This is a genomic window from Stenotrophomonas sp. YJH_SMC_101-4 (assembly GCF_059370395.1).
In genome coordinates, this window is sequence record NZ_JCAFTP010000001.1 from 267,214 (window position 1) to 280,337 (window position 13,124).

Consider the following 13,124-nt stretch of genomic DNA (forward strand, 5'->3'; position numbering starts at 1 on the left):
CAAACACCAAACGTCCGTATGTGGCGTGTAAATGACATGTAACGCGACGCTTCTACGATTCCGCCGCTGCTGCCCTTCGACGCCGCCCTTCGGCGTCCAGCGTGCCCAAGGAATCCGCCCCCATGCCGTCCCACGCTCCGCTCCGCCGCAATCTGCTGGCCCTGCTGGTCTGTGCTTCGCTGCCGTCGCTGGCTGTCGCTGAAACCGCCCCCACGACCGACGCGCCGTCGGCCACCACCCTCGATTCGATCTCGGTGATCGGCCGCGGCGAAGCCCGCCAGGTGCAGCGTGTGACCGCCGAGGACATGAAGATCCTGCCGCCGGGTGCCAACCCGCTGAAGCTGCTGGCCAGCAAGCCGGGCGTGCACTTCGAATCGGCCGATGCCACCGGCGCCTACGAATGGTCCACCAGCATCAGCCTGCGTGGTTTCAACCAGAACCGCCTGGGCTACACCCTTGATGGCATCCCGCTGGGCAACATGGCCTACGGCAACAGCAACGGCCTGCACATCAGCCGCGCGGTGATCAGCGAGAACCTGGGCGGCGCGGAGGTTTCCACCGGCATTGGCGCGCTGGGTACGCCGTCCACCAGCAACCTTGGCGGCGTGTTCCAGTTCTATTCGATCGACCCGTCCACCGAATACGGGGTAGTGCTGGCACAGAGCTTCGGCAGCGACAACGCGCGCCGCAGCTATGCGCGCCTGGAGACTGGTGAACATCAGGGCTTCGCGGCCTACCTGTCCGGCGCATACTCGGAAGGCGACAAGTGGAAGGGCAAGGGCTCGCAGGAGCTGAAGCAGTTCAACGGCAAGGCCACCTACAACTTCGGAACGGACAGCAGGATTACCGCGCTGTTCAACGCCTCGCGCCGCGTCGAGGCCGATTACCAGGACCTGTCGCTGGAGATGATCGATCGTCTCGGCTGGGACTGGGACAACTACGCGCCGGACTGGAACCGTGCCGTGGCCGCTGCACGCGGCACGTTCAGCGGCGGCGTCAACAGCCCGTGGGATGCGTACTACTCCGGCCACGGCCTGCGCAACGACGACCTGTCCAGCATCGCCGGCGATTTCGGCCTGAACGAGTCGATGCGGTTGAAGGTCAACGTCTACAACCACAGCAACCGCGGCCAGGGCCACTGGTTCAGCCCGTCCAATCCGTCCAACCCGGGTACCAGCCGCGAGATCCCGATCTCGATCCGCACCACCGAGTACGCGATCGACCGCACCGGTGTGACCTCGGCGTTCACCTGGAGCGTGGCGGGCCACGAGCTGGAAGCGGGCCTGTGGTACGAGGACAACGGCCACAGCGTGCAGCGCAACTTCTATTACATCGACGGCCCGATCACCGACGATTTCTTCCTGCGCAATCCGGACCAGCGCGTGTGGCACCAGCGCTACACCACCATCACCCGCCAGTTCTACGTGCAGGACCGTTTCCGCCTGTTCGATGACCGTCTGACCATCGACATCGGTGCGAAGTCGCCGCACACCCGCACCCGCGTGCGCACACCGCTGGGCAGCTATGCCAACAACAGCAGCCTGACCTCGAAGAAGGGCTTCCTGCCGCAGGCCGGCTTCAACTTCAAGCTCAACGAAGGCAACGAGATCTTCGGTTCGTTCGCCAAGAACGTGGCCGCGTACGCGCTGGGCGTGGGCAGCCCGTTCAACGTGCCGCAGGCCGCGTTCGATGCCAGCGCGAAGAGCCTGAAGCCGGAACAGTCGCGCACCCTCGAACTGGGCTGGCGCGGCTACGGCCAGGGCTATGAAGCCTCGGTGGCGGTGTATGACGTGAAGTTCGACAACCGCCTGCTGGCCATCGCGCAGTGCGTGGGCATCCTCGGTTGCCCGGCGCTGTTCTCCAACGTCGGTTCGGTGACCAGCCGCGGTGCCGAGGCGACCCTGCAGTTGAAGCCGATGCAGGACCTGATCTGGTCCAATGCGCTGTCGTGGAATGACAGTACCTACGACAACGACTACGTGAACAACGGCGTGGTGCCGACCCGCGGCAAGACGACCGTCGACACACCGGAGTGGATGTTCGCCAGCACCCTGGCCTGGACCCCGGGCCCGTGGGACCTGCGACTGGCCGCCAACCATGTCGGCAAGCGTTACGTGACCTATACCAACGATGTGTCGGTGCCGAGCTACTGGCTGGTCAATGCGTCGGTGGCCTATGACTTCGGCACGCTCGGCCCGGCACAGAACCTGACCGTGGCGCTTAACCTGACCAACCTGACCGACAAGCGTTACCTGTCTTCGATCAACACCAACGGCACCTACGCCGCCGACCCGACCCGCAGCTTGGCGACCATGCAGGTCGGCGCGCCGCGGCAGGTGATGGCCACTGCCACCGTGCACTTCTGATGCGCGGGCCTGTCGATCCGGAAAGCCGTCGTCGCCTGTTGCGCATGGCGTGGCAGGGCGCGGGGGCGGCGATCGCACTGGCGGCGATGCCGGGGCTGGCCACGGCCGGCCCACGGCCGCGGCTGGGGCGTGATCCGTTCACCCTCGGTGTCGCCGCCGGTGATCCGGATCCGCAGGGGGCAGTGCTGTGGACGCGGCTCGCGCCGGACCCACTCAACGGCGGCGGCATGCCGTCGCGGGCGGTGCCCGTGCGCTGGTTCGTGGCCGAAGACCCCGGCATGCGCCGGCTGGTGCAGCGGGGCGTTGCTGCGGCTGTGCCGGAGCTGGCCCATTCGGTACATGTGGAGGTCAACGGCCTGCGTCCCGGCCGCGATTATTACTATCGTTTCGCCTGCGACGGCGATGAGGAAAGCGTGGTCGGCCACTTCCGCACCGCGCCGCTGCTGGACACGCAGTTGCAGCAGTTGCGGTTGGCGCTGTGTACCTGCCAGGCGTGGAACAGCGGCTACTACCCGGTGCTGCGTGACATCGCGCAGAGTGATGTCGACCTGGTGCTGCATGCCGGCGACTACCTGTATGAATACAGCCCGCTGCAGAACGCGCGCGACAGCACGCTGGATGCGGCGCGGTTCAGTGGCGAGACGGTGAGCCTGGAACGTTACCGTGACCAGTACGCGCTGTACAAACTCGATCCCGATCTGCAGGCCGCGCACGCCGCACACGCGTTCGCGGTGATCTGGGATGACCACGAAGTGCAGAACGATTACTCCGGCATCCACCCGGAGAAGCCCGGCGTCTCAATGGAGGATTTCATCATCCGCCGCGCGGCCGCGTATCGTGCGTTCTACGAGCACCTGCCGATGCGCAGCACGCCTGCGGGCAACGGTGGCCTGCGCGTGCATCGGCGCCTGCGTTACGGCGATCTTGCACAGCTGACGCTGCTCGACTGCCGCCAGTTCCGCCCGGCCAATCCCTGCGGTGTGGGTGAGTCACCGCGCTGCGAGGCGGCGCTGGATCCACGCATGAGCATGCTCGGCACGGGCCAGGAGGCGTGGTTCGCGCAGTCGATGGCCGTCGCGCGGGGCACGCGCTGGAACGTGGTGGTACAGCAGCTGCTGATGGCGCAGCTGCGGCTGGACGGTGGCACACCGCGCGAGCGCTTCTGGAACGACGCCTGGGATGGCTATCCCACCGCACGCAACCGCCTGCTGCAGGCCCTGCAGGCGGGCGGGCAGGGCAATGCCATTGTGCTGGGCGGTGACTGGCATTCCACCTTCGTCAACGACCTGAAACTGGATTTCGACGCGGCCAGTGCGCCGGTCGTGGCGACCGAATTCATCGCCCCGGCGATCAGCAGCGGCGGCGACGATACGCCGTATGGTCCGTATTACGGGCCATCGATACCGCAGAACCCGCATATCCGCTATTTCGATGGCGACCGCCGTGGCTGGTGGAAGCTGCAGCTGAACCGGCAGACCGTTGAGGCGGAGCTGCGCTTCGCCGACAGCGTGCTGCGTGCGGATGCCGCAGTGCGCACCGCGGCGCGCTTCCAGGTGACCCACGGCCGCCCGGGCGCATCGCAGCTCCTGTAGAGCCGAGCCCACGCTCGGCTGCTTCTGGAAAGCCGAGCGCAGGCTCGGCTCTACAACGGCGGTGGACCGGTTTCATCGCCCCCAGCCCGGTTTCGTCGCAAACCGTTTGTGCGTGGCAAGGGCAGGGCGCCAAGGTGTCCGCAGGCGGCAAGGTGCCGCCACAAGGAGACCGTGATGAAGACCCTGTTCGCGCTCGGTGTGTGGTGCCTGCTGTTCGTGCTGTGCTGGCCGCTGGCGATCCTCGCCCTGATCGCCTGGCCGTTCGTCTGGCTGCTGAGCCTGCCGTTCCGACTGGTCGGCATCACCTTCTCGGCGCTGTTTGCGTTCCTGCGTGCGCTGTTCATGTTGCCGGCACGGTTGCTCGGCGGCCGGGCGGTGGCGGCATGAGGGCCGTGTTGCTGATGGGCCTGGTCCTGTTGTCAGGCCCGGTGCTGGCCACACCGCCCGCGCCGCCATCGGCGTGGCTGGAGCGCCAGCAGGCAGCCGGTGCCGACGAGGCGAATGCTGCGGGGGCGACGGCTTCGAAGGTGCCGGAGGCCAAGGCGCACTGCCGGGTCACGAAGGAATGGAAGGTTGGCGAGACGGTGGTGCAGCACAGGGTCTGTGACGATCCGCCGAAGAAGCCAGCTGAAAAGGTGTAGCGCCGAGCCCATGCTCGGCTGGGCCTTCTCGGACCGCCAAGTGCGCAGCCGAGCGTGGGCTCGGCTCTACATGAAGAAGGGCAACAAAAAACCCCGCCGAGGCGGGGTTTTTCGTTTGCAGGCGCGTGCCGACCAACGGTCGGCACCTACCTGGATGCAGATCAGTTCGCCTTATGGATGGCGCGCTTGCTGACCGCCATCGCCGCGTCGTGGATCACTTCCGACAGCGACGGGTGGGCGTGGCAGATGCGGGCCAGGTCATCGGCCGAGCCGCTGAACTCCATGGTCAGCACACCTTCGTGCACCAGCTCGGAGACGTTGGCGCCGACCAGGTGCATGCCGAGGATGCGATCGGTTTCGGCATGGGCCAGGATCTTCACGAAGCCTGCCGGCTCGATCATCGCCACCGCACGGCCGTTGGCGGCGAACGGGAAGCTGCCGGCCTTGTACGGAATGCCTTCGGCCTTCAGCTGGGCCTCGGTCTTGCCGACCCACGCCAGTTCCGGCTCGGTGTAGATGACCCACGGGATGGTGTCGAAGTTGACGTGGCCCGGCAGGCCGGCGATCAGCTCAGCCACCGCGATGCCTTCCTCGAAGCCCTTGTGCGCCAGCATCGGGCCGCGCACGCAGTCGCCGACTGCCCACACGCCGTTGACGCCGGTGTGGCAGTGCGCGTCGACTTCAATCTGGCCGCGCTCGTTGATCTTGACGCCGGTGCCTTCAGCCAGCAGGCCCTTGGTGGCGGCGCGACGGCCGACGGCCACCAGCAGCTTGTCCACGGTCAGGGTCTTCTCGCCTTCGCTGTCGGTGTAGGTGACAACGACTTCCTTCTTCTTGCCCTTGCCGGTGATCTCGGTCTTGGAGACCTTGGCACCGAGGCGGATGTCCAGGCCCTGCTTCTTGAATTCCTTGGCAGCGGTCTTGGCCACTTCGGCGTCGGCCACGGCCAGGAACTCCGGCAGTGCTTCCAGGATGGTGACTTCAGCGCCCAGGCGCTTCCACACGCTGCCCAGTTCCAGGCCGATCACGCCGGCGCCGATCACCGCCAGGCGGTTCGGCACTTCGGTGAAGTCCAGGCCGCCGACGTTGTCGACGATGGTCTCGCCGTCGAACTTGGCGAACGGCAGTTCGATCGAATCCGAACCGGCCGCGATGATGACGTTGGTACCCTTCAGCTCGACGATGGAACCGTCATGCTGGGTGACCTTGACCACGTTGCCCGGCTGCAGCTCTCCGAAGCCGTAATAGGCGGCGACCTTGTTGGCCTTGAACAGCATGCCGATGCCGCCGGTGAACTGCTTGACGATCTTGTCCTTGCGGCCAATCATCGCCTCGACGTCGATCTTGGCATCCTTGAAGCTGATGCCGTGGTCGCCAAAGATGTGGCCCATGTTCCAGAACTGGCGCGAGGAATCCAGCAGCGCCTTGGACGGGATGCAGCCCACGCGCAGGCAGGTGCCGCCGAGGGCCGGCTTGCCGTCCTTGCCCAGCGCTGCGTCGATGCAGGCGGTCTTCAGGCCCAGCTGGGCCGCGCGGATGGCAGCGTGGTAACCGGCCGGGCCGGCACCGATGACGACGACGTCGAATTGTTCAGCCATTGAATTATTCCTTGATGCATTACCAGAACCCCTCCGCGCAGGCGCGGAGGGGCGGGAGGTGTCTTACAGGCCGAACAGCATGCGGCCCGGGTTTTCCAGCTGGTTCTTGATGTCCACCAGGAACTGCACCGAATCCTTGCCGTCGATGATGCGGTGGTCGTACGACAGCGCCAGGTACATCATCGGCGCGATCACGACCTGGCCGTTCTGGGCGATCGGACGCTCCTTGATGGCGTGCATGCCCAGGATGGCGCTCTGCGGCGGGTTGATGATCGGGGTCGACAGCAGCGAACCGAAGGTGCCGCCGTTGGTCACGGTGAAGGTGCCGCCCTGCAGTTCTTCCAGGCTCAGCTTGCCGTCACGGGCCTTCTTGGCGTAGTCGGCGATGGTCTTCTCGATGTCGGCGAACGACATGCGCTCGACGTTGCGCAGCACCGGCGTGACCAGGCCCTTCTCGGTCGACACGGCGATCGAGATGTCCGAGTAGCCGTGATAGATGATGTCGTCGCCGTCGATCGAGGCGTTGACCAGCGGGAAGCGCTGCAGGGCATTGGCCGCGGCCTTCACGAAGAAGCTCATGAAGCCCAGCTTGATGCCGTGTGCCTTGACGAACTCGTCCTGCAGTTCCTTGCGCGCCGCCGAGACCTTGGACAGGTCGACTTCGTTGAAGGTGGTCAGCATGGCGGTGGAGTTCTTCGACTCCATCAGGCGCTCGGCGATGCGCTTGCGGATGCGGGTCATCGGCACGCGTTCTTCCGGACGTGCGCCACCGGCCTTGCCGGCGCCGCCGTTGCGGGCGAAGTTGACGATGTCTTCCTTGGTCACCGCGCCGCGACGGCCGGTGCCGTCGACGTCGGCCGGGTTCACGCCTTCGGTGATGGCGGTGAAGCGGGCGCCCGGCGGCAGGGCGTCGGCGGCCGACTTGGCAGCCGGGGCCGGAGCGGCGGCTGCGGCCGGAGCAGCGGCGGCCGGGGCAGCGGCAGCCGCCGGAGCGGCTTCAGCAGCCGGAGCCGGGGCAGCAGCCACGGCGCCTTCTTCGATGATCGCCACGACCTGGCTGGAGGTCACGGTATCGCCTTCCTTGAACTTGATTTCCTTGAGCACGCCGTCGACCGGCGACGGCACTTCCAGGACGACCTTGTCGGTTTCCAGGTCAAGCAGGTTTTCGTCGCGCTTGACGGCGTCGCCCACCTTCTTGTGCCAGGTGGCGATGGTGCCGTCGGCGACGGATTCGGGCAGTACCGGGGCTTTGACTTCGGTGGCCATTGCGGGAGCTTCCTGGTTTGTCTTCTAAATAGGGGGAGGATTATTCAGCGAACGTGTCGTTGAACGGGTTGACCAGTGCGTCGGCGACCAGCTGCTGCTGTTCGCGGACGTGGTCAGCCATGTGACCGGCAGCCGGCGAAGCCGAACGTGCGCGACCGGCGTAGTGCAGGTTCTGGCCATCGGCCAGGCAGAACTGCAGGTGGTGGCGGATCTGGTACCACGCACCCTGGTTCTGCGGTTCTTCCTGCGTCCACACCACGTCGGTGGCCTTGCCGTACTTCTTCAGTTCGGCAGCCAGCAGTGCACGTGGGAACGGATACAGCTGCTCCACGCGGATGATCGCCACGTCGTCCTGGCCACGCTTGGTCTGGTCTTCCAGCAGGTCGTAGTAGACCTTGCCCGAGCACAGCACCACGCGCTTGACTTTCTTGGCGTCCGCGCTGGCGTCGCCGATCAGGTGCTGGAACTCGCCATTGGCCAGCTCGTCCAGGGTCGACACGGCCAGCTTGTGGCGCAGCAGTGACTTCGGCGACATCACCACCAGCGGCTTGCGGGTGGTCATGTGCAGCTGGCGACGCAGCATGTGGAAGGCCTGCGCCGGGGTCGACGGCACGACAACCAGCATGTTCTCCAGCGCGCACAGCTGCAGGAAGCGCTCCAGGCGCGCCGAGCTGTGTTCCGGGCCCTGCCCTTCATAGCCATGCGGCAGCAGCAGGGTCAGGCCGGAAATACGGCCCCACTTGGCTTCACCGGCGGCGATGAACTGGTCGATCACCACCTGGGCGCCGTTGGCGAAGTCGCCGAACTGGCCTTCCCAGATGCACAGCGTGTTCGGATCGGTGGTGGAGAAGCCGTACTCGTAGGCCATCACCGCTTCTTCGCTCAGCAGCGAATCGATGACGGTGGCCTTCTCCGGCGAATCCACCAGCTGCCGCAGCGGCATGTAGTAGTTGTCGGTCTTCTGGTCGTGCAGGATCGCGTGGCGGTGCGTGAACGTACCGCGGCCCACGTCCTGGCCGACCAGGCGCAGTGCATGGCCTTCATCGAGCAGGGTGGCGTAGGCCAGGTTCTCGGCAAAGCCCCAGTCGCCCGGGATCTCGCCGGCGGCCATCTTGCGGCGGTCGTCGTAGACCTTGGCCACGCGCGAGTGCAGCTGCACGTCTTCGGGAATGGTGTTGATCAGCTTGGCCAGCTCGACCAGCTTGTTCTTCTCGACCTTGGTCGAGATCGGATCGGACAGCTTGCCTTCCAGCAGCTTCGGCCAATCGACGAACAGCGGGCTGGTCGGCGGAGTCTTCTCGACCTTGGCCAGCTCGGTGGTCACTTCACCGGCGTCCAGCTTCTCGCGGTAGGCATCGACCATCGCCTTGCCGGCGCCGGCGGCGATCACGCCCGCCTTTTCCAACTGCTCGGCGTACATCTCGCGGGTGGTGGCGTGCTTGCGGATCACCTGGTACATCAGCGGCTGGGTGATCGCCGGTTCGTCGGCCTCGTTGTGGCCCCAGCGGCGGTAGCACATCAGGTCGATGACCACGTCCTTGGCGAACTTCTGGCGGAACTCGAAGGCCAGCTGCGCGGCGAACACCACCGCTTCCGGATCATCGCCGTTCACGTGCAGCACCGGGGCGGCGATCATCTTCGCCACGTCGGTGGCGTAGCGCGTGGAACGCGTATCCAGCGGGTTGGAGGTGGTGAAGCCGACCTGGTTGTTGACCACGATGTGCACGGTGCCGCCGACGGCGAAGCCGCGGGCCTGCGACATCTGGAACAGCTCCATGACCACGCCCTGGCCGGAGAAGGCCGCGTCGCCGTGGATCAGGATCGGCATGACCTGCTTGCGGGCGGTGTCCTTGCGGCGCTCCTGGCGCGAACGCACGGAACCGGCCACGACCGGGTCGGCGATTTCCAGGTGCGACGGGTTGAACGCCAGCGCCAGGTGCACCGGGCCGCCTTCGGTGGCGACGTCGGCCGAGAAGCCCATGTGGTACTTCACGTCACCGGCCGAGGCGTGCTCGTCGTGCTCGAACTTGCCTTCGAACTCGTCGAACAGCTTGCGCGGGTTCTTGCCCAAGGTGTTGACCAGCACGTTCAGGCGGCCGCGGTGGGCCATGCCGATCACCACGTCCTTGACGCCATCCTTGCCGGCGCTGCGGATGATGGTGTCCATCATCGGGATCAGCGAGTCGCCGCCTTCCAGCGAGAAGCGCTTCTGGCCGACGTACTTGGTGTGCAGGTAGCGCTCCAGGCCTTCAGCCGCGGTCAGGCGCTCCAGGGTGCGGCGCTGGGTGTCAGCGTCCAGCTGGTAGTTGCCACCGGCCGCTTCCAGCTTCTTGTAGATCCACTGGCGCTGCTCGACCTCGGAGATGTGCATGAACTCCGCACCGATCGAGCCGGTGTAGGTCGCCTTCAGGCGTGCAAGCAGGTCGCGCAGCTTCATGCGCGGCTGGCCGCCGACGCCGCCGGTGCTGAACTCGCTGTTGAGGTCGGCATCGGACAGGCTGTGGAACGGCAGGCCCAGGTCCGGGGTGTTGACCGGTGCGGCCAGCCCCAGCGGATCAAGGCGCGCGTCCAGGTGACCACGCGAGCGGTAGGCGGTGATCAGGCGACCGACATTGCGCTCACGCTCGTCGCCCGCACCGCTACCGGTGCCGGCTTTCAGCGCATCCTTGGCCGCGTCCGCGATGTGGGAGATGACAGCCGAGTGCGGGATGTCACCTGCTTCGCGGCCCTTGAAGCCGTCGAAGTAGGTTTTCCATTTGGGATCGACACTATCCGGGGAGACCAGGTACTGCTCGTACAGGTCCTCGACATAGGAGGCGTTGCCGCCGGCGAGTTGCGAAGATTGCGCAAACTGCTTCAGTTGATTGTCCACGATGGAGGGTGCTGATTCGCTTTGTGGGGTATGGCTTCAGAAGGACCCGGCACGAAGATGAATAGCCATGCACGGGCGCGTTCAAACAGCCAAATTGTACCCCCAACCGGACACGAAGGGGCACCACCAGAGGCATCGCGCGTCCCCCGGTGCCGCTTCCAGACAGGTTGGCGCGGTGGCCCGCGCTCAGATGCCGAGCGCGCGCAGTTCGCTGCAATCGCGCGAACGGTCCCAGACACGCTGCAATTGCTGCTCGAACGGCTGCGAACGTGCCGGCAGCGCGATGCCGGCCTCGCCGTCGAGGCGATGCCCGATCAGACGAAAGTAGAAGTCGCCCGCATCGTTGAGCAGGCAGGCCGAGGCCAACGCACGGTCGACCGGGTCGGTGACCTCGCGGAACTGGATCACGCTTGGCAGGCGCTGGGCCAACGCCAGCAGCGGTGCCCCGGCAGAGGCAACGGCAGCCGCATCGTGCACGATCACCCGCAGCTGCTTGTCGTGGCGGGCGGTGACGAAGCGGCGCAGGGCGGCCTGCACCGGCGGTGTGTCAAGCAGGCCGGGGTCCAGCTGGCGGCTGTGCAGCCACAGCTGGCGGCGGGCGCGGTGGATGATGGCGGTGGTGATCGCCACCGCCTCGGCGCGGCCGTCGATGGCGCTGGCCGCGCCCAGCCGGCGACGCATCTGCTGGTGGCCGATGCCGGCTTCCTCGAACACCTCGCCCTCGGGCAGGAAGCCCTGGCGGGCATAGAAGTCACGGGCGGGCAGCTGGGCGTGCAGGTGCAGTTCGGCCAGGCCGAGGCGGCGCCCGGCCTCGACCAGTGCCTCCAGCAGGGCCTCGCCGACCCCCTGGCTGCGATGGCTGGCCAGCACCGACATGCGGCCGATGCGGCCGTCCGGGGCCAGTCGGCCGGTGCCGACCGGCTGGTTGTCACTGTCCAGCGCCAGCACATGGGCACTGACCGGGTCCAGCGCATCGCGTTCCAGTTCGGCGGCGATGCCCTGTTCCTGCACGAACACGCGTTGGCGCACGTCGTGGATGGCGACGTGGGCGTCGGCGTGGCTGACCTGCTGGACCCGGATCATGGCGGCGGCTCAGACGCGGCCGGCGTCGCTGTCGTCTTCCTCGTCGTCCTCGAAGTTGACGATGACCTCGATGCCGTCGTCGTGCACGGTCACGGAGTGGACATCGTCGGACACCGCATCGGCGTCTATCGCATCCACGCGGTCACGGCCTTCGACCACTTCGCCGAGCACCACGGCGTCTTCGCCGTCGTCCTCGTCTTCGGCGTCATACACCTCGTTCGGATCGATCAACTGGAACACGCCACCAACCAGCAGCTGCTGGACCACCGCGCGGCCTTTGTCGGACAGGCCGCGATAGGCGGTGGCGTCGAGCTGCTCGGCACCGGCCAGGCGCTGTGCGTCCTTCACCGGCAACGCGAAGTCCTGGCCGCTGACATACAGGCTGGCGCCACGCTTGGCCCGGCGCCAGGCCAGTCGCGCCCACGGGTGGCGCTGCAGCAGCAGGCCCGAGGCCAGCGCCTGGGCCACTTCCTCCGGTGCCGGTGCGGCCTGGTGGGCCATCACTTCGCCCGCTGCACGGTAGGTGGTGATGAAGCGGCCGAACCAGTCGCCCAGCTTGTCCGGGTCGTTCATGCGGATGGCATTGAGCGCGGTGATCACCCGCGCCATCGCCACTGTGTCGATTTCGTTCGGGTCGGCCGGCACCTTCAGGTCGGCATCCTGGTAGCGGATGTTCTCGTCGGCATCGGCGATCAGGGTGTCCAGATAGTCGCTGATCAGCTCGGCCGAGGACGGCGCACGCATGCCGAACGAGAAGGTCAGGCAGGGGTCTTCGGCCACGCCGTGGTGCGGCACGTTCGGCGGCAGATACAGCATGTCGCCTGGTGCCAGCACCCAGTCGTGGGTCGGCTTGAACACCTTCAGCAGCTTCAGCTCCACGTCCGGGCGGAAGCCCAGCGGCGGCTGCTTGCCCTTGATCGATTCGCTGGCATCGATCTGCCAGCGGCGGTGGCCGTGGGCCTGCAGCAGGAATACGTCGTACTGGTCGACATGGGCGCCGACCGAGCCACCGGTAGCGGCGAAGCTGATCATCACGTCATCCATGCGCCAGCGCGGCAGGAAGCTGAAGTGCTCGATCAGGGCGCGCACGTCCGGGTCCCACTTGTCCACGTCCTGCACCAGCAGGGTCCAGTCGTGGTCGGGCAGGGCGGGGAACACGTCTTCCTGGAATGGGCCAGTGCGCACGCGCCAGCCGTCCTGGGCCTTGTCGTGCTCGATCAGGCGCGCCAGTACACCTTCCTCGCAGGCCAGCCCGGCCAGGTCTTCCGGCTGCACCGGGGTCTGGAAGTCCGGGAAGGCGTTACGGATCAGCAGCGGGCGCTTCTGCCAGAAATCGCGCAGGAAGGTGGCCGGCGCCATGCCCAGCGGCTGGCCGGGACGGGCGGTGACTTCGATGAGGGGGGCGGAGGACTTGCGGGCGGCCATGGGGGAATCCTTGCAGCGGAAAGCGGGAGGGGCGGCGCGGCGGGCCGCCAAGGTCTCCATTGTCCGACGTTCGTTGGGATTGCGCACGTGCGGTGGTTTGTCGCGGGGTGTCCGGCCAACGGCTGAGCCCCTCGTGGCGGGGGCTGGGTGGGTCGCTGAAAGCAAAAGCCGGGTTTGGCCGGGCGGGTGGGCTGCGCGGGGGACGCTGCAAGTACGTCCCTGTAAGCTTGGCCGCCGCATCCATGCGGCGGACACCCCCGCGCAGCCCACCCGCCCGGCCC

General features: G+C 66.6%; 9 protein-coding genes. 4 read left to right on the forward strand and 5 right to left on the reverse strand.

The features are described from left to right. The first annotated feature begins 122 nt into the window (after nt 1-122). The 4 genes from AC5P8D_RS01300 to AC5P8D_RS01315 all read left to right on the forward strand — a co-directional run bounded on the left by AC5P8D_RS01300 (nt 123) and on the right by AC5P8D_RS01315 (nt 4,599). Nucleotides 123-2,366, forward strand: a complete 2,244-nt coding sequence (locus AC5P8D_RS01300; RefSeq protein ID WP_414614791.1) for a TonB-dependent receptor family protein — start codon at nt 123-125, stop codon at nt 2,364-2,366. Continuing rightward, complete coding sequence (locus AC5P8D_RS01305) at nt 2,366-3,958, forward strand: alkaline phosphatase D family protein (protein ID WP_495203008.1); 1,593 nt, start codon at nt 2,366-2,368, stop codon at nt 3,956-3,958. The genes AC5P8D_RS01300 and AC5P8D_RS01305 overlap by 1 nt, the downstream gene beginning before the upstream one ends. 174 nt (nt 3,959-4,132) lie before the next feature. Next, entirely contained in the window at nt 4,133-4,345 is a 213-nt protein-coding gene (locus tag AC5P8D_RS01310; RefSeq protein WP_010486834.1) for a hypothetical protein, read from the forward strand. Beyond that, entirely contained in the window at nt 4,342-4,599 is a 258-nt protein-coding gene (locus tag AC5P8D_RS01315) for a hypothetical protein (RefSeq protein ID WP_032952780.1), read from the forward strand. The genes AC5P8D_RS01310 and AC5P8D_RS01315 overlap by 4 nt, the downstream gene beginning before the upstream one ends. Nucleotides 4,600-4,760: 161 nt before the next feature. Here the strand turns inward: AC5P8D_RS01315 and lpdA are convergent, their stop codons facing one another. The 5 genes from lpdA to AC5P8D_RS01340 form a co-directional block, all read right to left on the reverse strand. Next, nucleotides 4,761-6,197 carry a dihydrolipoyl dehydrogenase gene (lpdA, locus tag AC5P8D_RS01320; protein WP_010486837.1) on the reverse strand — a complete coding sequence of 479 codons (1,437 nt, stop codon included), beginning with the start codon at nt 6,195-6,197 and terminating at the stop codon, nt 4,761-4,763. Between the two features lie 63 nt (nt 6,198-6,260). Then, entirely contained in the window at nt 6,261-7,463 is a 1,203-nt protein-coding gene (gene sucB / locus AC5P8D_RS01325) for a dihydrolipoyllysine-residue succinyltransferase (RefSeq protein ID WP_049409293.1), read from the reverse strand. Nucleotides 7,464-7,503: 40 nt separating this feature from the next. Further along, the gene (locus tag AC5P8D_RS01330; RefSeq protein WP_043401613.1) at nt 7,504-10,335 is read right to left on the reverse strand and encodes a 2-oxoglutarate dehydrogenase E1 component; all 2,832 of its coding nucleotides are present in this window, start codon (nt 10,333-10,335) and stop codon (nt 7,504-7,506) included. 186 nt (nt 10,336-10,521) lie between these two features. Continuing rightward, nucleotides 10,522-11,418: a GNAT family N-acetyltransferase gene (locus AC5P8D_RS01335; protein WP_191863165.1), complete on the reverse strand. Its 897-nt coding sequence runs from the start codon at nt 11,416-11,418 to the stop codon at nt 10,522-10,524. Between the two features lie 9 nt (nt 11,419-11,427). Then, a complete protein-coding gene (locus AC5P8D_RS01340; protein ID WP_134959380.1) occupies nt 11,428-12,843 on the reverse strand; it encodes a ribosomal protein uL16 3-hydroxylase in 1,416 nt (471 codons plus the stop codon). Between the last annotated feature and the right edge of the window lie 281 nt (nt 12,844-13,124).

What these genes read in the sequence shown, in the direction of transcription:
- AC5P8D_RS01300 (WP_414614791.1), top strand. Translation starts at nt 123, where the DNA reads ATGCCGTCCCACGCTCCGCTCCGCCGCAATCTGCTGGCCCTGCTGGTC.
- AC5P8D_RS01305 (WP_495203008.1), top strand. Translation starts at nt 2,366, where the DNA reads ATGCGCGGGCCTGTCGATCCGGAAAGCCGTCGTCGCCTGTTGCGCATG.
- AC5P8D_RS01310 (WP_010486834.1), top strand. Translation starts at nt 4,133, where the DNA reads ATGAAGACCCTGTTCGCGCTCGGTGTGTGGTGCCTGCTGTTCGTGCTG.
- AC5P8D_RS01315 (WP_032952780.1), top strand. Translation starts at nt 4,342, where the DNA reads ATGAGGGCCGTGTTGCTGATGGGCCTGGTCCTGTTGTCAGGCCCGGTG.
- lpdA (WP_010486837.1), bottom strand. Translation starts at nt 6,197, where the DNA reads ATGGCTGAACAATTCGACGTCGTCGTCATCGGTGCCGGCCCGGCCGGT.
- sucB (WP_049409293.1), bottom strand. Translation starts at nt 7,463, where the DNA reads ATGGCCACCGAAGTCAAAGCCCCGGTACTGCCCGAATCCGTCGCCGAC.
- AC5P8D_RS01335 (WP_191863165.1), bottom strand. Translation starts at nt 11,418, where the DNA reads ATGATCCGGGTCCAGCAGGTCAGCCACGCCGACGCCCACGTCGCCATC.
- AC5P8D_RS01340 (WP_134959380.1), bottom strand. Translation starts at nt 12,843, where the DNA reads ATGGCCGCCCGCAAGTCCTCCGCCCCCCTCATCGAAGTCACCGCCCGT.